Below are 22496 nucleotides of genomic sequence, written 5' to 3'. Positions count from 1 at the left end.
GATCGGATATATGACCGGAGGGGCCGGCGGCAGCTCGTCAGGGCCGCGCGCAGTGCTCATCGAGGGCGAGATCGCCGGGACGTGGCGGCCGCGCAAGCGCGGTCGCCTTCTGACGTTATGGACCGGGAGGTCGATCCGGTCCGCCCCGATGTGCCGGGCGGTGGTCTCAGCCCCGCGGGCCCGCGCCGGTGATCGCGGTGTCCGCCAGCCGCGCCGACAGGACCCGCACGATCGCCTCGACCGCGTGCGGGGCCACCATCTCGTGGTGGTCGCAGTCGATCCGGTACTGGTGGATCTCCCCCGACACCACGTTGTGCCAGGCCGCGACCGCCGGCGCCGGTGCCGCGGACCGGGTGGCGGTGAAGAACAGCACGTCCCCGTCGAAGGTGGCGGGCGTGTGCCGGCGGGCGGCCCGCAACGCGGCGGCCGAGCCGCGGTGGATCCGCTCGAGGTGCGCGGCGGTCAGGCCGGTGCCGCCGCCGAGCGCGGCGTCGAGGAGCGCCGACGCCTGGTCGTAGGTCGGGTCCTGCTCGGCGTCGACCGGCACGCCGAGGTCGCGGAGCATGTCGCGGACCCCGACCGACCCGGCGCCCCGGACGCTGAGGTGGCTGTCGAGCAGGGCCAGGGTGTCCACGCGCTCCCCCGCCCGGCGCAGGTCCACGGCGACCGCGTGGGCGACGACGCCGCCGAGCGACCAGCCGAGCAGGTGGTAGGGGCCGTGGGGCTGGATGCGCCGGATCTCCTCGACGTACCGCTGGGCCAGCGCGGTGACGGACTCCGGGGCGGGGCCGCCGCTGAGTGTGGGCAGCTGCAGCCCGTAGACCGGCCGGTCGCCGCCGATGCGTTGTGCGAGCGGCGCGTACGCCCACGACAGGCCGGCGGCCGGGTGGAGGCAGAACAGCGGTGCGCCGGTGCCTTCACGTAGCGGCACGAGCACCTGCAGGGCCTCGTCGATGCCGGTGCGTTCCTGCGGGCCGCCGAGGTGGGCGGCGAGGCCGGCGGGGGTCGGATGGACGAAGATCGACTGCAGCGGGACCGGACGGCCGAGACGTTCGCCGAGCGCCGGCAGCATCCGGGTGGCGAGCAGCGAGGTGCCGCCGAGGTCGAAGAAGTTGTCGTCGACCGAGACCCGGTCGAGGCCGAGATGCTCGACGAACACCCCCACCACGGTGCGCTCGAGGTCCGTGGCCGGGGCGCGGTAGGCGCCGCCGAGCGCCGAGAAGTCCGGCTCCGGCAGGGCGCGCCGGTCCAGTTTGCCGGCGGGCGTGAGCGGGATCCTGTCGAGCACGATCACGGCCGTGGGCACCATGTGCGCCGGAAGGTGTTGCGACACATGCTCTCTGATGTCGGCGGGGCCGGGGGCGGTGCCGGGGGCGGGCAGCACGTAGGAGACGAGGACGGTCTCCCCCGACGGGGCGGTGTGGCCGATGGTGTGGGCGAACGCCACGTCCCGGTGTCCGGTGAGTGCGGCGTCGATCTCGGCGAGTTCGATGCGGAAGCCGCGGACCTTGACCTGGAAGTCGGAGCGGCCGACGTACTCGAGGTCGTGCTCCTTGGTCCAGCGCACGACGTCGCCGGTGCGGTACATCCGCTCCCCCGGCACCCCGAACGGGTCGGCGACGAAGCGCGCGGCGGTCAGGTCGGGTCGGGCGTGGTAGCCGCGCGCGAGGCCCGGCCCGGCGACATACAGTTCGCCGGCGACGCCGACGGGCACGGGGCGCAGCCGGGTGTCGAGGACGACGGCGTGGAAGGCGCGGGTCGGCCGGCCGATGGTGACGGGTTCGCCCGGGGTCAGGGGGTCGCTGATGGAGGTCATGATGGTCGCCTCGGTGGGGCCGTAGGCGTCGACCATGCGGCGGCCGGGGGCCCAGCGGGCGACGAGTTCGGGTGGGCACGCCTCGCCGGCGACGAGGAGCACCTCCAGGCTGTCGACGGCGTCCGGGTCGAGGGAGGCCAGCGCGGTGGGCGTGATGAACGCGTGGGTGACCTGTTCGGTGTGCAGGACGTCGGCGAGTTCGTCGCCGCCGTACACGGTCGGGGGCACGATCACGAGGGTGGCGCCGGCCGAGAGGGCCATCATCTGTTCGAACACCGAGGCGTCGAAGCTCGGTGAGGCCAGGTGCGAGACGCGGCTGCCGGGCCGGACGTCGAGGTGGAGGTGTTCCTCGACGGCGAGGTCGGACAGGCCGCGGTGGGTGAGCACGACGCCCTTGGGCCGGCCGGTCGAACCGGAGGTGTAGATCAGGTAGGCGGGATGGTCGGGTTCGAGGGGCGCGGTGCGGTCGGTGTCGGTCGGGGGTTCGGGCGGGTACGGCGCGAGTTCGGCGACGGTGGTGGCGGAGTCGAGGGCGAACCACGGCACGGTGGCGGGCAGCCCGTCGCGGTGGGCGGTGACGGTGAGGCCGAGGGCGGCGCCGCTGTCGGCGAGCATGTATTCGATGCGGTCCCGGGGGTAGCTCGGGTCGACGGGCACGAAGGCGGCGCCGGTCTTGGTCACGGCCCACAGCGCGGTCACGGAGTCGAGGCTGCGGGGCAGGCCGAGGGCGACGACGGTCTCGGGGCCGACGCCGTAGTCGACGAGCATCCGGGCGAGGCGGCTCGAGTGGGCGTCGAGATCGCGGTAGGTGGCGCGGCGGGGCCCGTCGACGACGGCGAGGGCGTCGGGATCGACGGCGACGGCGTCGGCGAGGATCTGTGGCCACAGCCGGGTGCCGAGGGTGTGCGGGCCGTGCGCGGGGACCAGGGCGCGGGTCTCGTCGGCGGTGACGAGGTCGAGGTCGCCGACGGGGGTGTCGGGGGCGCCGGTGACGGCGTCGAGGAGGCGGACGAACCGGTCGGCGACGGCGGCGACGGTGTCGGCGTCGAACAGGTCGGTGGCGTAGACGAGGGCGGCGTCGAAGCCGGTGGGGGCGCCGGTGTCGTCGTGGTTCTCGCCGAGCAACAGTTCGAGGTCGAAGTTGGCCACCTTCGGATCCAGGGGCAGGCCGGTGACGGTCAGGTGCGGCAGTTCCAGGCGGGGGCGTTCGGTGTTCTGGAATTCGAGGGAGACCTGGAACAGCGGCGCGTGGGCGGTGGAGCGGGCGGGGTCGACGGCGTCGACGACCTGTTCGAAGGGGACGTCGGCGTGGGCGAAGGCGTCGAGGTCGGTGGTGGTGACGTCGGTGAGCAGGTCGGTGTAGGTGATCTGCCCGGGGACGCGGGTGCGCAGCACGAGGGTGTTGACGAACATGCCGACGACGTCGTCGAGGGCACGGTGCCCGCGGCCGGCGATGGGGGTGCCCACGGCGATGTCGTCGCTGCCGGAGAGCCGGGCCAGCAGCACCGCGAGGGCGGCGTGCACGGCCATGAACACGGTGGCGCCGTGGGCGTGGGCGAGGCGGGTCAGGCGGTCGTGCAGGGCGGCGTCGATCGGGAAGCGGACGACGTCGCCGCGGAAGGACCGTTGCGCGGGCCGCGGCCGGTCGGCGGGGAGGGTGAGGACCTCGGGCAGGTCGGCGAGGGTGGTGCGCCAGTAGTCGAGCTGGGTGGCGGCGAGGGAGCCGGGGGTGTCGGCGTCGCCGAGACGGCCGAGCTGCCAGAGGGTGTAGTCGGCGTACTGCACCTCGAGCGGCGCCCAGGCGGGGGCGTCGCCGCGGGTGCGGGCTTGGTAGGCGGTCATCAGGTCGCGGGCCAGGGGGGCGGTGGAGAAGCCGTCGGCGGCGATGTGGTGCACGACGAGGACGGCGAGATGGTCGTCGCGGCCGAGGGTGTACACCCGCGCCCGTAGCGGCACGTCGACGGTGACGTCGAATCCGGTGGCGGCGAACTCTCCGGCGGCGGCGACGACGGTGTCCTCGGTGGCGGGCACGACGTCGACGGTGAGGCCGACGTCGTCGGCGTCGAGGATCCGCTGCACGGGCCCGGTGGGGCCGGCCGGGTAGACGGTACGCAGGCTCTCGTGCCGGGCCAGGACGTCGCGGACGGCGGTGTCGAGCGCGGCGACGGACAGATGGCCGGTCAGCCGGATCGCGAGCGGGATGTTGTAGGCCGGGGAGCTGGTGTCGAACTGGTTGACGAACCACATGCGCTGCTGGGCCGGGGACAGCGGGATGCGGTCGGGACGCGGGCGCCGGGCCGGTCCGGTGCCGATGGCGGGTTCGGCGCCCGGGGTTTCGGCGAGGCGGGCGGCGAGGGCGCGGACGGTGGGGGCCTCGAACAGGGCCCGCACCCCGAGGTCGACCCCGAGGGCGGCGCCGAGGCGGGAGGCGGCGCGGGTCGCGACGAGGGAGTTGCCGCCGATGTCGAAGAAGCTGTCGGTGACCGAGACCCGGTCGACGCCGAGGACGTCGGCGAACACCCCGGCGACGGCGGTTTCGAGTGCGTCGGCGGGTGGGACGTAGTCGCCGCTGCCGCCGGACAGGTCCGGTGCGGGCAGGGCGCGGCGGTCGAGCTTGCCGACCGGGGTGAGGGGGATCTCGTCGAGGACGACGACCGCGGTGGGCACCATGTGCGCCGGCAGCCGGTCGCCGACGTGCGCGCGCAGGGCGTCGGCGTCGATGTCGTGTCCGGGGGTGGGCAGGACGTAGGCGACGAGCACGGTCTCCCCCGACGGGGCGGTGTGGCCGAGGGTCGCGGCGAATGCGACGCCCGGGTGGCTGCACATCGCGGCGTCGATCTCGCCGAGTTCGATGCGGAAGCCGCGGACCTTGACCTGGAAGTCGGAGCGGCCCACGTATTCGAGTTCGAGGGCGTCGGTCCAGCGCACCACGTCGCCGGTGCGGTACAGCCGCTCCCCCGGCGCCCCGAACGGATCCGCGACGAACCGGCCGGCCGTCAGGTCGGGGCGGGCGTGGTAGCCGCGGGCCAGGCCGAGGCCGCCGAGGTACAGCTCGCCCGCGACACCGGCGGGCACGGGGCGCAGGGCGGCGTCGAGGACGAGGGCGCGGACGCCGCGCAGCGGGCCGCCGAGTGTGATGGGGCCGGCGACGGTCATCGGGGCGCTGATGGCGGCCATGATCGTGGTTTCGGTGGGGCCGTAGGCGTTGACCAGGCGCCGGCCGGGCGCCCAGGTGTCGCGCAGTTCCGACGGCCATGCCTCGCCGCCGACGGCGAGCTCGGCGAAGGCGTCGAGGTTGTCGGGGGGCAGGGAGGCCAGGGCGGCGGGGGTGATGAAGCCGTGGGTGACGCCGTGCGCGCGTAGGACGCGGGCGAGTTCGTCGCCGCCGTACACGGTGGGCGGTACGACCGCCAGGGTGGCACCGGAACCGAACGCGAGCAGGTATTCGAAGATCGAGGCGTCGAAGCTCGGCGAGGAGAAGTGCATGACGGTCGCGCCGGGGCCGGCGCCGAACCGGCTGCGCTGGTCGAGGGCGAAGTTCTCGAGGCTGCGGTGGGTGGTCACCACGCCCTTCGGGCGGCCGGTGGAGCCGGAGGTGTAGATGAGGTAGGCGGGGTGGTCCAGGCGCAGCGGGCTGCGGCGGTCGGCGTCGCCGATCGGGTCGGTCGAGGCGTCGGCGAGCCGGGCGGCGAAGGCGTCGGTGTCGACGGTGAGCCAGCGGGCGGTGTCCGGCAGCGTGTCGCGGTGCGCGGCGGTGGTCACGCCGAGGGTGGCGCCGCTGTCGGCGAGCATGAAGGCGATGCGGTCGGTGGGATAGTTCGGGTCGACGGGCACGAACGCGGCGCCGGTCTTGGTGACCGCCCACATCGCGGCCACCGAGTGCAACGATCGCGAAATCCCCAGGGCCACGAAGGTTTCCGGACCCACGCCGAGGTCGAGCAGGACGCGGGCGGCGCGGGTGGACCATTCGTCGAGCCGGCGGTAGGTCCACCGGGCGGCGCCGTCGACGATCGCGACGGCGTCCGGATGGGCGGCGGCGGTCGCGGTGAACAGCTCCGGCAGGGTGCGGGTGGTGCCGCCGGCGGGACCGCGGACCGGGGCGAGGACGGCGCGTTCGTCGTCGAGGAGCACGTCGACGGCCGCGGCCGGGGCGTCGAGATCGGTGGCCAGGGTGGTCAGGGCCCGCTCGATGCGGCGGGCGACGGTCTCGACGGCCGGGCGGTCGAACACCTCGGGCAGGTACTTCAGCCGCAGGTGCAGGGTCGCGGTGTCGCCGGTGCCGGCCGGGTGCGCGACGATGCTCAGCGGGTAGTGCGCGGCGTCGTGGCCGCTGATGCCGGCCACCCGCATCCCGGCGATGTCGGTGTCCTCGGTCAGCCCGGCCCGGTCCACCGGGTAGGACTCGAACACGGTGAGGGTGTCGAAGCCGGCGGCGGCGCCGACGCGGCGTTCGATGGCGCTCAGACCGATGTGGTGGTGGTCGAGCATGGCCGCCTGCTCGGCCTGCACCCGGTCGAGCAGGGCGCCGAGGGTCTCGGCGGGCCGCACGGTGACCCGGACGGGGACGGTGTTGATGAACAGCCCGACCATCGACTCGATGCCGGCGACCTGTGGGGGTCGGCCGGAGACGGTGGCGCCGAAGACGACGTCGTGGCGGCCGGTCAGCGCGCCGAGCACGAGCGCCCACGCGGTCTGCACCACGGTGTTGACGGTCACGCCGCGGTCGGTGGCGACGGCGTCGAGGCGCGCGGCGAGACCGGACGGCAGGTCCAGGTCGAGGTCCTGCGAGACCGCGGCGGTGCGGCCGGGGCGGTGCGCGGGGGCGAGCAGGGTGGGCTCGTCGAGACCGGCGAGGGTGTGGGCCCAGGCGTCCGCGGCGGTGTCGGGGTCCTGCCCGGCCAGCCACTGCAGATAGTCGCCGTAGCTGCGGGGCCGGTCGAGGGCGGCGGTGTCGCCGTCGGTGGCGTACAGCAGCAGCAGGTCCTTGACCAGCAGCGGCGTGGACCAGCCGTCGAGCAGGATGTGGTGATTGGTCAGGGCCAGCCGGTACCGGTCGGCGGCGACCCGGACGAGGGTGGCGCGCAGCAGCGGGGCGACGGCGGTGTCGAATCGGGTGCGGCGGTCCTCGTCGAGCAGGCGCGCCGCCTGACGGTCCGGATCGTCGAGGCCGGTCAGGTCCAGCACCGTCCAGGGCAGTTCGACGCGGGCGGGGACGACCTGGACGAAGCCGCCGGAGCCGTCGTCGGCGAACGCGGCCCGCAGGTTGGGGTGCCGGTCGAGCAGCACCTGCGCGGCGCGGCGCAGCCGGTCCGGGTCGACGGTGCCGTGCAGGTCGAGGACGAGTTGCACGACGTAGGCGTCGGCGGACTGCGCGGAAAGCAGGGCGTGGAACAGCAACCCCGCCTGCAGCGGGGCGACGGGCCACACGGTGGCCAGGCCGGTGTCGTGCCCGGCCGCCCGGTAGTGGCGTTCGAGGCGGTCGAGGGTGGGCTGGTCGAGGGCGACGAGGGGCACGTCGGACGGGGTCAGGCCGCCGGCGTGCGGGTCGCGGGCATGCCGGGCCAGGGCGGCGGCCGCGGCCGCCCACCGGTCGGTGAGGGCGACGACGTCGGCGTCGGCGAGCAGGTGCTGCGGGTAGGAGAAGGTGGCGCGCAGCACCGGCCCGTCGGGGGTGGACACGGTGACGGCGTTGATGTCGACGGCGGCGGCGGCCGGCATGTCCGGGCTCTGGGCGCCGCCACGGTCGAAGGCGTCCACCGGCAGCCACGGGGTGTCCGCTTCGGTGAGGGCCGGGGTGAGGCGGCCGAGGTAGTTGAAGCTGATCTGCGGGGCGGGGCGGGTCCGCAGCCGGACGGCGGTGCCGGCGTTGAGGTAGCGCAGCAGGCCGAACCCGAGGCCGTGGTCGGGGACGGCGGCGAGCTGTTCCTTCACGGCCTTGATCGCGGCACCGGCGGCGTCGCCGCCGCGCAGCGCGTCCGGCAGGTCGACACCGCTCAGGTCGAGCCGGACCGGATGGATGGTGGTGAACCAGCCGACGGTGTGGGACAGGTCCGCGCCCGGGGCGACGGCGGTCTCCCGGCCGTGTCCCTCGAGGCCGACCAGCACGTCGTCCACGTCGGTGCCGTGGTCGCGGCGCCAGGCGGTGACCGCCAGTGCCAGGGCGGTGAGCAGGCCGTCGTTGACGGTGCCGTGGAAGGCGCCGGGCACCGCGGTCAGCAGCGCGGCGGTGACGTCGGCGGGCAGGTCGGTGGAGACGGTGCGGACCGTGGCGTTGGTGTCGACGACCGGGTCGAGGGGACGGTCCCCGAGCAGCGGGTCGTCACCGTCGAGGCTCGCGGTCCAGCGGTCGAGTTCGGCGACGCGGTCGGACCGGTGCGCGGCCTCGACGAGGGCGTGCGCCCAGCGCCGCACGGAGGTGCCGGCGGGGGGCTCCTCGACCGCGGTGCCGTGGAGGGCGGCGGCCCACGCGGCCGCGAGGTCGGGAACGAGGATGCGCCAGGACACGCCGTCGACGGCGAGGTGGTGTACGACCAGCAGCAGACGCCCGGAGCCGGCGGCGGCGTCGAACCACACCGCCTGCAGCAGGATTCCGGCGGCGGTGTCGAGCCGGTCGGCGGCGGCGTCGAGTTCGGCGGCGGCGAGGGCGAAGAAGTCGTCGGTGTCGGCGGCGGTGGTGACGGGGACGCGGTGGATGAGCGTGTCGGCGGTGACCGCGCCGGGACCGCGGACCTGCAGGCCGACCCCGGCGGGGTCGTCCACGTCGGGGACGAGGCGGGCGCGGAGCATGTCGTGCCGGTCCAGCACCGTCTGCAGCGTGGCCGCGAGGGTGACGCGGTCCAGGCCGGCGGGCAGCCGCAGCAGCGCGGCCTGGGAGTAGCGGTCGATGCTGCCGCCGCGTTCGAGCATCCACCGCACGATCGGGGTCAGGGGCACGGGGCCGACGCCGCGGCCGGGCAGTTCGGCGAGGACGGCCGGGCCGTCGCCGAGGGTGGCGACGGCGGCGAGCGCGGCGGGGGTCTTGCGTTCGAACACATCCCGAGGGGTCAGCTCGATCCCGGCGGCCCGGGCGCGCGAGACCAGCTGGATGGACATGATGCTGTCGCCGCCGAGCGCGAAGAACGAGTCGTCCACTCCGACCGTCTCGAGGCCGAGGACCTGCGCGAACAGCTCGACGAGCTGCTTTTCGAGGTGGCCGGCGGGGGCACGGGTCTCGGTGGCCAGCGCCCCGAAGTCGGGGTCGGGCAGGGCCTTGCGGTCGAGCTTGCCGGTGGCCGTGACCGGCAGGGTGTCGAGGACGACGAGAGTGGCCGGGACCATGTAGGCGGCGAGGTCACCGGCGACCCGGTTCAGCGTGGCGGCCACATCCACGGTCGCGGCGGTCTCCGGAACCACGTACCCGACGAGGCGGTCGGCGGCGCGGTCGTCGCGGTGGAGCACCACGACGGCGCGGGCGACGCCGGGGCAGCGCAGCAGCGCCGCCTCCACCTCCCCCAGCTCGATGCGGAAACCGTGCAGCTGCACCTGGAAGTCGCTGCGGCCGACGTATTCGAGCCGGCCGTCGCGGCGCCGGCGGGCGAGGTCGCCGGTGCGGTACAGGCGGGCGCCGGGCCCGCCGAACGGGTCGGCGACGAAGCGCGCGGCGGTCAGGGCGGGGCGGCCGAGATAGCCGCGGGCGGCCTGCCCGCCGGAGACGTACATCTCGCCGATCACGCCGGCCGGCACCGGGTGCAGCCGCCGGTCGAGGACGTGCACCGTCAGGCCGGGAATGGCGTCGCCGATGACGCTGGCCGAGGCGGTCGCGGCGAACTGCCGGTCCAGCGGCTGCAAGGTCACGTGCACGGTGGTCTCGGTGATGCCGTACATGTTCACCAGCACCGGCGCGGTGTCCGGGTGGCGGCGGTACCAGCGTTCGAGCTGGGCGAGGTCGAGGGCTTCGCCGCCGAAGACGACGTAGCGCAGCGACAGGGTGTGCTCGCCGGCGGCGCGGTCGGCCTCGATCAGCTGGTAGAACGCGGTGGGTGTCTGGTTGAGCACGGTGACGTGCTCGCGGCGCAGCAGGTCGAGGAATGCCTCCGGGGAGCGGGCGGTGTGGTGGTCGACGACGACGAGGCGGCCGCCGTAGGCGAGTGCGCCCCACAGTTCCCACACCGAGAAGTCGAAGGCGTACGAGTGGAACATGGTCCACACGTCGTGCTCGTCGAATCCGAACCTGTCGTGGGTTTCGGCGAGGAGGGTGACGACGTTGCGGTGCGGGACGACGACGCCCTTGGGGCGGCCGGTCGAGCCGGAGGTGTAGATGACGTAGGCGGTGTGGTCGGGGTGCAGCACACCGAGCCGGTCGGCGTCGGTGAGCGGGCCGTCGGGCAGTTCCGCGAGCCGGGCGGCGGTGTCCTGGGTGTCGAGCAGCAGCACCGGGGCGTCCCCCGCGGGCAGGGTGGCGGCGTCGGCGCCGGTGGTGACGATGCAGACCGGCCGGGCGTCGGCGAAGAGGAACGCGAGCCGTTCCGGCGGGTAGGACACGTCGACGGGCAGGTATCCGGCGCCGGTCTCGAGGACGGCGAGCAGCGTGACGATCAGGTCGGTCGAGCGGGGCACGGCGACGGCGACGAGCCGGTCGGGTCCGGCGCCGTGCGTGATCAGGGCGCGGGCGAGGCGACGGGCCCGCGCGGCGAGTTCGCGGTAGGTCAGCGCCGGGGTGGCCGGGTCGGTGGGGGCGGTGATCGCGACGGTGTCGGGTGCTGCGGCGACGGACCGCGCGAAGAGGGCGGGGAGGGTCTCGGCGTGCCGGTCGGGGTCGGGGCGTCGCGCGGCGGCGGGCCGTTCGGCGGGGTCGAGCAGGTCGAGATCGCCGACGGGTCGGGCGGGGTCGGCGGTGACGGCGGTGAGGACCCGCAGGAACCGGTCGGCGAACGCGGTGACGGTGTCGGCGTCGAACAGGTCGGTGGCGTAGGTGAAGGCCCCGGTCATGCCGGCGGGGTCGGTGCCGGCGGCCGGGTTCTCCCCCATGGTCAGCTGCAGGTCGAACTTGGCGACGGGGGCGTCGGCGTCGAGGGCGTCGACGGTCAGGTCGGGCAGGGCGAGGTGGGCGCGTTCGTTGTTCTGGAATTCGAGGACCACCTGCACGAGCGGGGCGTGGTCGGTGGCGCGGGTGGGGGCGAGGGCGTCGACGAGCCTCTCGAAGGGCAGGTCGGCGTGCCCGAAGGCGGCGAGGTCGACCTCGCGGGTGCGTTCGAGGTGATCGGCGAACGGCAGGCCGGGGGCGACGGGGGTGCGCAGCACCAGGGTGTTGACGAACATGCCGACCAGATCGTCGAGGGCACGGTGCCCGCGGCCGGCGATGGGGGTGCCCACGGCGATGTCGTCGCTGCCGGAGAGCCGGGCCAGCAGCACCGCGAGGGCGGCGTGCACGGCCATGAACACGGTGGCGCCGTGGGCGGCTGCGAGGTCGGCGAGCCGGCGGTGCAGCTCGGGCTCGACGTCGAAGCGGACGGTGGCGCCGCGGAACGACTGGTGCGGCGGGCGGGGCCGGTCGGTGGGCAGGGACAGGATCTCGGGCAGGTCGGCCAGGGCGGTGCGCCAGAACTCGAGCTGCCGGGCGGCGAGCGAATCCGGGTCGGCCGGATCGCCGAGGACCTGCCGCTGCCACAGCGCGTAGTCGGCGTACTGCACCGGCAGCGGCGCCCACGCCGGCTCCTGTCCCCGGGTGCGGGCGGCGTACGCGGTCATCAGATCCCGGGCCAGCGGCGCCATCGACGCCCCGTCCGCCGCGATGTGATGCACCACGAACACCAGCACGTGCTCCCCGTCGCCGAGCGCGAACAACCGCGCCCGCACCGGCACCTGCACCGCCACGTCGAACCCGGCCGTGACCTCGGCGGCCAGACGCTGCGGCAGCTCGTCGGCGGACACCGGGACCGGATCGAGGTCGGGGGTGGCCTGGGCGGGGTCGGTGACCAGCTGCACCGGGCCGGTGTTCTCGTTCGGGTACCAGGTGCGCAGGGTTTCGTGGCGGGTGATCAGGTCGTGCACGGCGGCGGTGAGCGCCGCCCGGTCGAGGCGGCCGGTCAGCCGGATCGCCATCGGGATGTTGTAGGCGGCCGAGGCGGTGTCGAACTGGTTGACGAACCACATCCGCTGCTGGGGTGGGGACAGCGGGATCCGGTCGGGGCGCGGGCCCGCGGTGAGGGGGACGCGGGTGCCACCGGCGTGGTCGTCGAGGATGCGGGCGGCGAGGGTCCGCACGGTGGGGGCCTCGAACAGCACCCGCACGCCGGCGTCGGTGCCGAGGGCGGCGTTGATGCGGGCGACGACACGGGTGGCGATCAGCGAGTTGCCGCCGAGGTCGAAGAAGCTGTCGTCGACGGAAACCTTCTCGTGGCCGAGGGCCTCGGCGACGATGTCGGCGAGGGTGGCCTCGGTGTCGGTGGCCGGGGCGCGGTATTCGCCGGTGGCCGACAGGTCGGGTACCGGCAGGGCGCGGCGGTCGAGCTTGCCGACCGGGGTGAGCGGGATCTCGTCGAGGACGACGATCGCGGCGGGCACCATGTGCGCCGGCAGCTGCCCGGCGACGTGCCCCCGCAGCGCGGCGGCATCGACGTGGTGGCCGGTCTCCGGCAGGACGTAGGCGACCAGGGCGGTGTCGCCGGACGGGGCGGTGTGCCCGATCGTCACCGCGAAGGCGACGTCGTCGTGAGCGGCGAGGGCGGTGTCGATCTCGCCGAGTTCGATGCGGAAGCCGCGGACCTTGACCTGGAAGTCGGAGCGGCCGAGGTATTCCACGGTGCCGTCGGTGCGCCAGCGCACCACGTCGCCGGTGCGGTACATCCGCTCCCCCGGCGCCCCGAACGGGTCGGCGACGAACCGGGACGCGGTGAGCTCGGGTCGGCGGTGGTAGCCGCGGGCCAGGCCGGCGCCGGCGATGTAGAGCTCGCCGGCGACCCCGATGGGGACGGGCCGCAGCCGTTCGTCGAGGACGACCTCGTGGAAGCCGATGGCGGGGCCACCGACGGTGACGGTGGTGTCCGGGCGCATGTCGGGGCTGACGCTGGTCTCGATGGTGGCCTCGGACGGGCCGTAGCCGTTGTACATGTGGCGGCCCGGCGCCCAGCGGTCGACCAGTTCCGGCGGGCAGGCCTCCCCGGCGACGACGAGCACGCGCAGCTCGTCGAGGCCCGCGGGATCGAGCGACGCGAGGGCGGTGGGGGTGACGAACGCGTGGGTGATGCGTTCCTCGCGCAGGATGCGGGCGAGTTCCTCGCCGCCGTAGACGCTGGGCGGCACGATGACGAGGGTGGCGCCGGCGCAGAACGCCTTGGTCAGCTCGAAGAGGGACGCGTCGAAGCTCGGCGACGCCAGGTGCGAGACGCGGGCCCGATGGGTGATCGAGAAGTGTTCGCGCACTTCGGCGTTGAGGTTGGTCAGGCCGCGGTGGGTGACGACGACGCCCTTCGGGCGGCCGGTCGAGCCGGAGGTGTAGATCAGGTATGCCGGATGGTCGTACCGTAGCGGGGTGCGGCGGTCGTCGTCGGTGACCGGGGCGGGCGAGACGTCGTCGAGGCGGCGGCGCAGGCCGGGGTCGTCGAGCAGCAGCCACGACACCGCGTCCGCGGGCCACACGTCGCGGTGGGCGGTGGTGGTCAGGCCGAGGGTGGCCCGGCAGTCGTCGAGCATGTAGGCGATCCGCTCGGGCGGGTAGCCGGGGTCGACGGGGACGAACGCCGCCCCGGACTTGGTCACCGCCCACACCGCCGCGACCGACTCGATCGAACGCGAAATTCCCAGGGCAACAAAGGATTCCGGTCCGACCCCGTGGCTCGTGAGGACGCGGGCGAGCCGGTTGGACCAGGCGTCGAGCTCACCGTAGGTGACGGTGCGGCCTTCGAAGGACAGGGCGACCGCCTCCGGCACGATCGCCGCCACCGACGACAGCAGTTCGGGCCACAGCTGCGGGGAAACCGCGGGCCGGCCCCGCGCCGGGGCCAGGGTGGCGAGCTCACGCGGGGTGACGATCTCCACGTCCCCCACCGTCACGGACGCATCCGCGGTGACCGCGTCGAGGATCCGCACGAACCGGTCCGCGAACGAGGCGACCGTGTCCGTGTCGAACAGGTCGGTGGCGTAGGTGAACGCCGCCCGCACGCCGGATCCGCCGCCGGGCCGCTCGGCGATCGACAGCTGCAGGTCGAACGGGGACAGGCCGGGATCGAGGTCGAGTACCCGCGCCGTCGCCCCCGGCAGCGCGATCTCGGGGCGCTCGATGTCCTGGAACTCGAGCAGCACCTGGAACAGCGGGGGGTAGGACGTCGACCGGGGCGGGTCGAGGGCCTCGACGAGCCGCTCGAACGGGACGTCGGCCTGGCCGAACGCCGCCAGGTCCGCCGAACGGACCCGCCGCAACAGCGAGTCGAACCGTTCGCGTTCGTCCACCCGGGCCCGCAGCACCACGGTGTTGACGAACATGCCGACCAGATCGTCGAGGGCGCGGTCACCGCGCCCGGCGACGGGGGTGCCGACCACGATGTCGTCGCTGGTGGACAGCCGGGCCAGCAGCACCGCCAGCGCCGCATGCACGACCATGAACAACGACGCGTCGTGCTCGCGGGCCAGCGCGAGCATGCCGCGGTGGGTGTCGGCGTCGATCTCGAACGCCACGCGGGCACCGCGCCCGGACTGCTGCACCGGGCGGGGCCGGTCCCACGGCAGCTCGAGCAGTTCCGGCGCCCCGGCCAGCGCGTCGCGCCAGAACGCGAGCTGCCGGGCGGCGGTGGAGGCGGGATCGGACTCGTCGCCCAGCACGGTGTGCTGCCACAGCGTGTAGTCGGCGTACTGCACCGGCAGCGGCGACCGGCCGGGGGTGTGACCACCGGCGCGGGCGGCGTACGCGGTCATCAGATCCCGACCCAGCGGTCCCATCGAGAACCCGTCGGCGGCGATGTGGTGCACGACCAGGACCAGCACGTGGTCGGTGTCGGCGAGGGTGAGCAGCCGGATCCGCACCGGCACCTCGGTGGCGACGTCGAACCCGGCGCCGACGATCCGGTCGATGTGCGCGGGCACCGTGTCCTCGGTCTCGACGCGGGTGACGGTGAAGTCGGGCTGCGCCACCGCGACCGGCAGCACGACCTGGATCGGGCCGTCGTCGGTGAGCGGGTAGCGGGTGCGCAGCGTCTCGTGGCGCGCGGCGACGTCGGCGGCAGCGGCCCGCAGCGCCGCGAGGTCCAGCTCCCCGGTCAGACGCAGCGCGACGGCGATGTTGTAGGCCGGGGAGGTCGTGTCGAACTGGTTGATGAACCACATGCGCTGCTGGGCCGGCGACAGCGGGATCGTGGGGGGCCGGGTCGCGGCGGCGGTCAGCGCGGGCCGCGCCGCGGCATCGCGGTCGCGGAGCCGCTCGGCGAGGGCGGCGACGGTGGGCGCGTCGAACAGATCACGCACGCCCACGTCGGTGCCGGTCGCCGCGGCGATCCGCGCGGCCAGCCGCATGGCCAGCAGCGAGTTGCCGCCCAGATCCAGGAAGCTGTCGTGCACGCCGAGACGCTCCACCCCGAGCAGGCCGGCGAAGACCTCGGCCAGGACCTGCTCGACCGGGGTGCGCGGCGCGACGTGCTCCGCCGCCCGCACGGCCATGAGGTCCGGGGCGGGCAGTGCCTTGCGGTCGAGCTTGCCGTTGGGGTTGAGCGGGAACCGATCGAGGACGACGACGTGGGCGGGCACCATGTAGCCGGGCAGCCGGGCCGCGGCGGCCCCGAGCAGGGCCGCGGTATCGAATGCGCGGCTCGCCGCGGTATCGCTGTTCCGGCCGGGTTCGGGCACGACGTACGCGACGAGCACCCCGTCGGAGCCGTCGGCGGCGCCGGCGGGGTGCCGGTGCACCACGACCGCGGCCTGCGCGACGGCCGGGTCGGCGAGCAACGCCTGCTCGATCTCACCGAGCTCGATCCGCAGGCCCCGGAGCTTGACTTGGAAATCGGTGCGGCCCAGGTAGATCAGATTGCCGTCGCGGCGCCAGGACACGAGGTCGCCGGTGCGGTACATGCGGGTGCCGGACGGACCGAACGGATCGGCGACGAACCGGTCGGCGGTCAGGTCGCCGCGCCCGACATAGCCGCGGGCGAGCTGGATGCCGGACAGGTACAGCTCCCCCACGGCGCCGACGGGAACCGGGTGCAGCCGCGCATCGAGGACGTGGACGCGGGTGTTCCACACCGGGGCGCCGATCGGGACGACGTCGACGTCGTCGGCGGTGCAGGCCCAGAACGTGACGTCGACGGCGGCCTCGGTGGGCCCGTACAGGTTGTGCAGGTCCGCCGTGGGGAACGCGGCGTGGGCGGCGGCGACCGTGGCCGGGGGCAGCGCCTCGCCGCTGCAGAACAGCAACCGCAGCGACGTGCAGCGGGCCGGGTCGGTGGCGGCGACGAACACCGCGAGCATGGACGGCACGAAGTGCGCCACGGTGACGTGCTGCTGCTCGACGACGGCGGTGAGGTAGGCGGGATCGCGGTGCCCGTCGGGTGCGGCGACGACGAGGCGCGCCCCGGTCTGCAGCGGCCAGAAGAACTCCCACACCGACACGTCGAACGTGAACGGTGTCTTCTGCAGGACGGTGTCCTCGGCGGTGAGCGGGTAGGCGTGCTGCATCCACCGCAACCGGTTGACGATCGCGGCGTGAGCGACCGCGACACCCTTGGGCCGGCCGGTGGAGCCGGAGGTGTACAGCACGTAGGCGAGGTGGTCCCCCGTCAGCGGGGCGGCGCGCTCCTCCGGGGCGACGGGGGCGTCGGAGGCGCCGGTCCGGTCGAGGCGATCGACCTCGAGGATCGGGGCCGGGGTGGGCAGCGCCGTCCGGTCGGCGGCGGTGGTGAGCACGCACACCGGACGGGCGTTGCCCAGAACGTATTCGAGCCGGTCGGCGGGGTGGTCGGGGTCGAGCGGCAGGTAGGCGCCACCAGCCTTGATCACCGCGTACATCCCGACGAGCAGCTCGATCGAGCGGCGCATCGCGAGCCCGACGAGGCGGTCCGGGCCGACGCCCTCGGCGATCAGCCGCCGGGCGAGCCGGTTGGTGCGGGCATCGAACTCGGCGTAGGTCAGGGCCTCGTCGCCGAAGACGACGGCGACGGCGTCGGGGGTGCGGGCGGCCTGCCGGGCGAACAGGTCGGCGAGGGTGTGCGGGCCGCGGGGGGCGTCGGTGGCGTTCCAGCGCCGCAGGATCAGCTCGCGTTCGCCCGGCTCGAGCAGGTCGAGGTCGCCGACGGGCACGTGCGGGGTGGTGGTCACGGCGGTGAGCAGCCGCACGAAGCGGTCGGCGAGGGCGGTGACGGTGCCGGCGTCGAACAGGTCGGTCGCGTAGGACAGGGCGCCGGTGAGGGCGGCGGGGGCGCCGTCGTCGCCGGGGACCTCGGCCAGCATCAGGTGCAGGTCGAATTTGGTGGTGCCGGTGTCGATTTCGGAGACGTCGACGGTCAGGTCGGGCAGCCGCAAGTGGGCGGACTCGGTGTTCTGGAAGGCCAGCATCACCTGGAACAGGGGCGCGTAGGCCTCGGATCGGTGGTCGGTGACGGCGTCGACGAGGGCGTCGAACGGCAGGTCGGCGTGGGCGAGGGCGTCGACGTCGCGGTCGCGGATGTGGGTCAGGTGCTCGGCGAAGGTGTGCTGTGCGGTGACGGGGGTGCGCAGGACGACGGTGTTGACGAACATGCCGACCAGATCGTCGAGGGCGCGGTCGCCGCGACCGGAGACCGGGGTGCCGACGGTGACGTCGTCGCTGCCCGAGAGCCGGGCCAGCAGCACCGCCAGGGCCGCGTGCACCGTGATGAACGGGGTGGCGCCGTGCGTGCGGGCCAGGTCGCCGACCGCCCGGTACAGTTCGGCGCCGACCTCGAAGCGGACGGTGGCGCCGCGGAACGACTGCTGCGGCGGGCGGGGCCGGTCGGTGGGCAACGCCAGCACTTCCGGTGCGCCGGAAAGGGTTTCGCGCCAGTACCGCAGCTGGGCGGCGGCGAGCGAATCCGGGTCGGCCGGATCGCCGAGGACCTGCCGCTGCCACAGCGCGTAGTCGGCGTACTGCACCTCCAGGGGCGTCCAGTCGGGGGCGCGGCCGCCGGTGCGGGCGGCGTACGCGGTCATCAGATCCCGGGCCAGCGGCGCCATCGACGCCCCGTCCGCCGCGATGTGATGCACCACGAACACCAGCACGTGCTCCCCGTCGCCGAGCGCGAACAACCGCGCCCGCACCGGCACCTGCACCGCCACGTCGAACCCGGCCGTGACCTCGGCGGCCAGACGCTGCGGCAGCTCCTCGGCGGCGACGGTCGTCGCGGTGAGATCGAGGCGCACCTGCTCGACCGGGCGGATCCGCTGGACGGGACCGTCGGCCGTGGCCGGGAACTCGGTGCGCAGCGCCTCGTGGCGGGCGAGCACATCGGTGACGGCGGTGACGAGCGCGTCCCGGTCGAGCCGGCCGCGCAGCCGGATCGCCATCGGGATGTTGTAGGCCGGCGAGGCGGTGTCGAGCTGGTTGACGAACCACATCCGCTGCTGGGCCGCGGAGACCGGCAGCACCCCCGGACGGGGCCCGGCGACCAGCGGCACCCGGGTGCCCGTGCCGACGTCGGCGGTGAGGGCGGCGAGGGTCCGCACCGTGGGGGCCTCGAACAGTGCCCGGACCCCCAGGTCGGTGCCGAGGGCGGCGTTGATGCGGGCAACGACACGGGTGGCGATCAGCGAGTTTCCGCCGAGGTCGAAGAAGCTGTCGTCGAGACCGACGCGGTCGACGCCGAGGAGCTCGGCGAACACCCGCGCCACCGTCCTCTCGGCGTCGGTGGACGGCGCGACGTAGGTGGTGCCGTCCGCCGCGAACACGGGCACGGGCAGGGCGCGGCGGTCGAGCTTGCCGACCGGGGTGAGCGGGATCTCGTCGAGGACGACGATCGCCGTGGGCACCATGTGCGCCGGCAGGCTCCGCGACAGGTGCGCGGTGAGGGTGGCGGGTTCGGCGGTGCGCCCGGTCGCGGGCAGCACGTAGGACACCAGCACGGTGTCGCCGGACGGGGCGGTGTGCCCGATCGTCACCGCGAACGCGACGTCCTCGTGGGCGGTCAGGACCGCGTCGATCTCGCCGAGTTCGATGCGGAAGCCGCGGACCTTGACCTGGAAGTCGGACCGGCCGAGGTATTCGAGGGCGCCGTCGCGCCGCCAGCGCACCACGTCGCCGGTGCGGTACATCCGCTCCCCCGGCGCGCCGAACGGGTCGGCGACGAACCGGCCGGCGCTGAGCCCGGGCTTGCCGCGGTAGCCGCGGGTGATACCCGGGCCGGCAATGTACAGCTCGCCGGCGACGCCGATCGGCACCGGCCGCAGCCGGGAGTCCAGGACGACCTCGTGCGTGCCGCGCACGGGGGTGCCGATCGGGATCGTGGGGGCCGGCGCGAGCGGACCGCAGATGTTGACGACGATCGTGCACTCGGTCGGGCCGTACGCGTTGAACATCCGCCGGCCCCGGGACCAGCGGGCGACGAGTTCGGGCGGGCACGCGTCGCCGGCGACGGTGACCGACTCGGCGGCGACGCCCTCCGGATCGACGGAGGCCAGCGCCGCGGGGGTGGAGAAGGCGTGGGTGATGCGCTGCTCGCGGAAGAAGCGGGCCAGTTCCTCGCCGCCGTAGATCGTCGGGGGCACCACGACGAGGGTGGCGCCGATCGCGAACGCGGTCATGTACTCGTACACCGAGGCGTCGAAGCTCGGCGACGAGAAGTGCGAGACCCGCGAGTGCGGGGTGGGGCTGTGCCGGCCGTGCAGTTCGGCGCACAGGTTCGCCAGCCCGCGGTGCGGCACCACCACGCCCTTCGGGCGGCCGGTGGACCCGGAGGTGTAGATCAGGTAGGCGGGATGGTCGAAATGCAGCGCGCCGTGACGGTCGAGGTCCGACAGCGGCCCGTCGGAGACCGAGTCCAGCGCCGCGACGAACTCCGCGTCGTCGAGCACCAGCCACGGCACGTCGGCGGGCAAGCCGTCGCGGTGGGCGGTGGTGGTCACGCCGAGGACGGCTCCGGAGTCGGCGAGCATGTACTCGATCCGCTCGGCCGGGTAGGCGGGGTCGACCGGCATGTACGCGGCGCCGGACTTGGCCACCGCCCAGATCGCGGCCACGGATTCGAGGGACCGGGCGATGCCGAGGGCAACGAACGTCTCCGGGCCGGCGCCGGCGTCGATCAGCACCCGGGCGACCCGGTTGGACCAGGCGTCGAGCTCCCCGTACGTCATCGTGCGGCCCTCGAATTCCAGGGCCGTCGCGTCGGGCACGTGCGCGGCCACGGAGGCGAGGATCTCGGGCCACAGCTGCGGGGACGAGCCGGGCAGTCCGCGGACCGGGCTCAGCTCCGCGGCTTCGTCGGGGAAGACGATGTCGACGTCCCCGATCGGTGCCGTCGGGTCGGCGGTGACGGCGTCGAGGATCCGCAGCAAACGTTCGCAGAACGATCGTGCCGTATCGGCGTCGAAAAGGTCGGCGGCGTACGTACACCTCAGGCGGGTGCCCTCGGGGCCGGTCGCGGTGTGCACCGCGACTTCGGCGTGTGCGAGCCCGCCGCCCTCGGCGGGCTCGCCGCTGTCGAGCAGCACCGGCAGGGTCGGCACGTGCCGCCCGTCGAAGGTCCGGGCGAGCCGGTCCGCCGGCACGTCGGCGTGGGCGGTCGCGGCGGCGTGTATCGCCGTGACCCGGCCGAGGAGCGCGGCGAACGGCTCGCTCTCGTCGAGCTGCACCCGCAGCGGCAGCACCCCGGCGGGGCCGGGGACGCCGACGAGAGTGTCGGTGCCGGCGGTGAGCCGGCCGACGAGCACCGCGACGGCGGCGTGCAGTAGTTCGGTGGAGGTGGCGCCGTGACGCCGGGCGAGCTCGACGTGCCGGTCCCCGAGCGCGGCGGGGACCGGCACCTCGAGGTGGGCGGCGGTGGGGGCGCGCGGGCCGGTGCGGCGGCGGTCGGCAGGCAGCTCGAGGTGCTCGGGCGCCCCGGCCAGGGCGGCACGCCAGAACCGCTCGACGTCGGCATCGCGCCGCAGGCGCTCGGCGACGGCGGCGGTCGCGCGATGGATGCGGGCGACCGGCGTGTCCGGGTCGGCCCGCAGGAACTCGGCGAGCAGTTCGACGAAGCTGCCGTGGTGTGCGCGCAGCTCGTCCGGCTCGTACTGGTTGGGGTTGCCGCGGAAGTCGAGGAACGTCCGCGCGGGGGTGCCGCTCTGGTAGATGTTGACCAGCAGGTCGTCGACCGGACCCGAGGTCATGATGTGGAACTCGCCGCGGACCGGGCCCAGGGTGATCTCCTGCCGGAAGAGCATCACGTTGATCATCGGTCCGCCGTAGCTGTGGGCCCGGCCGGCGGTGCCGGTCTCGCGGCGGAGGTCCTCGAGGCTGAACCGCTGGTGGCGCAGCGCACCGGTCAGTTCCAGCTGGGCCCGCTGCACCAGGTCGGCGCGGGTGTCGTCGTCCTCGAGACGGATGTGCAGCGGTGCGGTGTTGACGAGCATGCCGCCGGAGCGTTTCGCCGCCGCGGTGGTGCGCGCGAACACCGGCAGATTGAGCATCACGTCGGCGCGGCCGGTCAGCCGGGAGAGATAGCACGCGGCCGCCGCGACCACCGTCGCGGCGGCCGAGGATCCGCTCGTGGCATCGGCGTCGGTCAACCGGGCGACCAGGTCGTCGGGCAGGGCGACACTCTCGAGGGTGCTGCGCGCGGCGGTCGGCACCGCCCGCCGCGCCAGGGTCGATCCGTCCTCGAGCCCGGCGACCCGCCCGATCCAGTAGTCCCGGTCGCTCGCGTACCGGTTCGAACCGCGGTAGTCGAGATCCGACTGGTAGAGGTCGTGCAGGTCGGCGGCGGTGGGTGGCTCGGGGACGCGGTCCTCGTGGGCCGCCGAGTACAGCGCGGCGATCCGGTTGACCATCGTCATGGCACCGAAGCCGTCGAGGGCGACGTGGTGGATCCGGCTGTACCACAGGTGCCGTCGCTCACCGATCCGCAGGATCGTCATGTTCACCAGCGAGTCGTCGGCCAGATCGACCGGGGTGGCGTAATCGGTGTTCATCCACTGCTGCGCCGTGGCCATCGGATCGGGCGCATCGGAGAAGTCCAGCAGCGGGATGTCGCTGAGGTCGAGGTCGGGATCGACGTACTGGTACGGCTCACCGTCGACCTCGACGACCCGCAGGTACGGCGACTGGAACTCGCGGGCGGCCTCGTGCGCGGCCTCGCGCAGCAGATCCAGATCGAGGTCCCCGGGCAGGTCGACGTACTGGGCGATGCAGACGGGCACCTCGGGTGCCAGCTGTTGTGCGAACCAGATCGAGCGCTGGGCAGAGGACAACGGGAAGGCCCCGGGCGGAATGTGCAGCCGCTCTTGCAACGAACTCCCCTTCACGAAAGTGATTCCAGTGATGTCCTGGCACCCCCCGGCACCGTGCAGGAAAACCCCTCGGTCGGATCGACGTGGCTGTAGCTCTTTCCCCTTCGATCGTCCGCGCCCTCGAATGTGTGACAGGAGCGCTCCCTCAAGCTAGACCACCGCGACGACGTCTCGGCCCGAAACCGGACCGAAAAATCGACCCCTCGGGCCGCATCGATCCCGAGTCGAGACCGGAGGGGGGACCTGTCGCGGCGCTCGCGGCGAATCGACGAGGATTTGTTAC

General features: G+C 74.0%; 1 protein-coding gene. It reads right to left on the bottom strand.

What is annotated here, in order from left to right:
• Positions 1–166: 166 nt before the first annotated feature.
• Positions 167–22213: a non-ribosomal peptide synthetase gene (locus KZJ41_RS15110; RefSeq protein WP_251549271.1), complete on the bottom strand. Its 22047-nt coding sequence runs from the start codon at positions 22211–22213 to the stop codon at positions 167–169.
• Positions 22214–22496: the final 283 nt, after the last annotated feature.

Source organism: Rhodococcus sp. 11-3, assembly GCF_023704055.1.
Taxonomy (GTDB): domain Bacteria; phylum Actinomycetota; class Actinomycetes; order Mycobacteriales; family Mycobacteriaceae; genus Rhodococcus; species Rhodococcus aetherivorans.
Note: the sequence above shows the minus strand (reverse complement) of the source record. Positions and strands in the feature narration are given on the sequence as shown.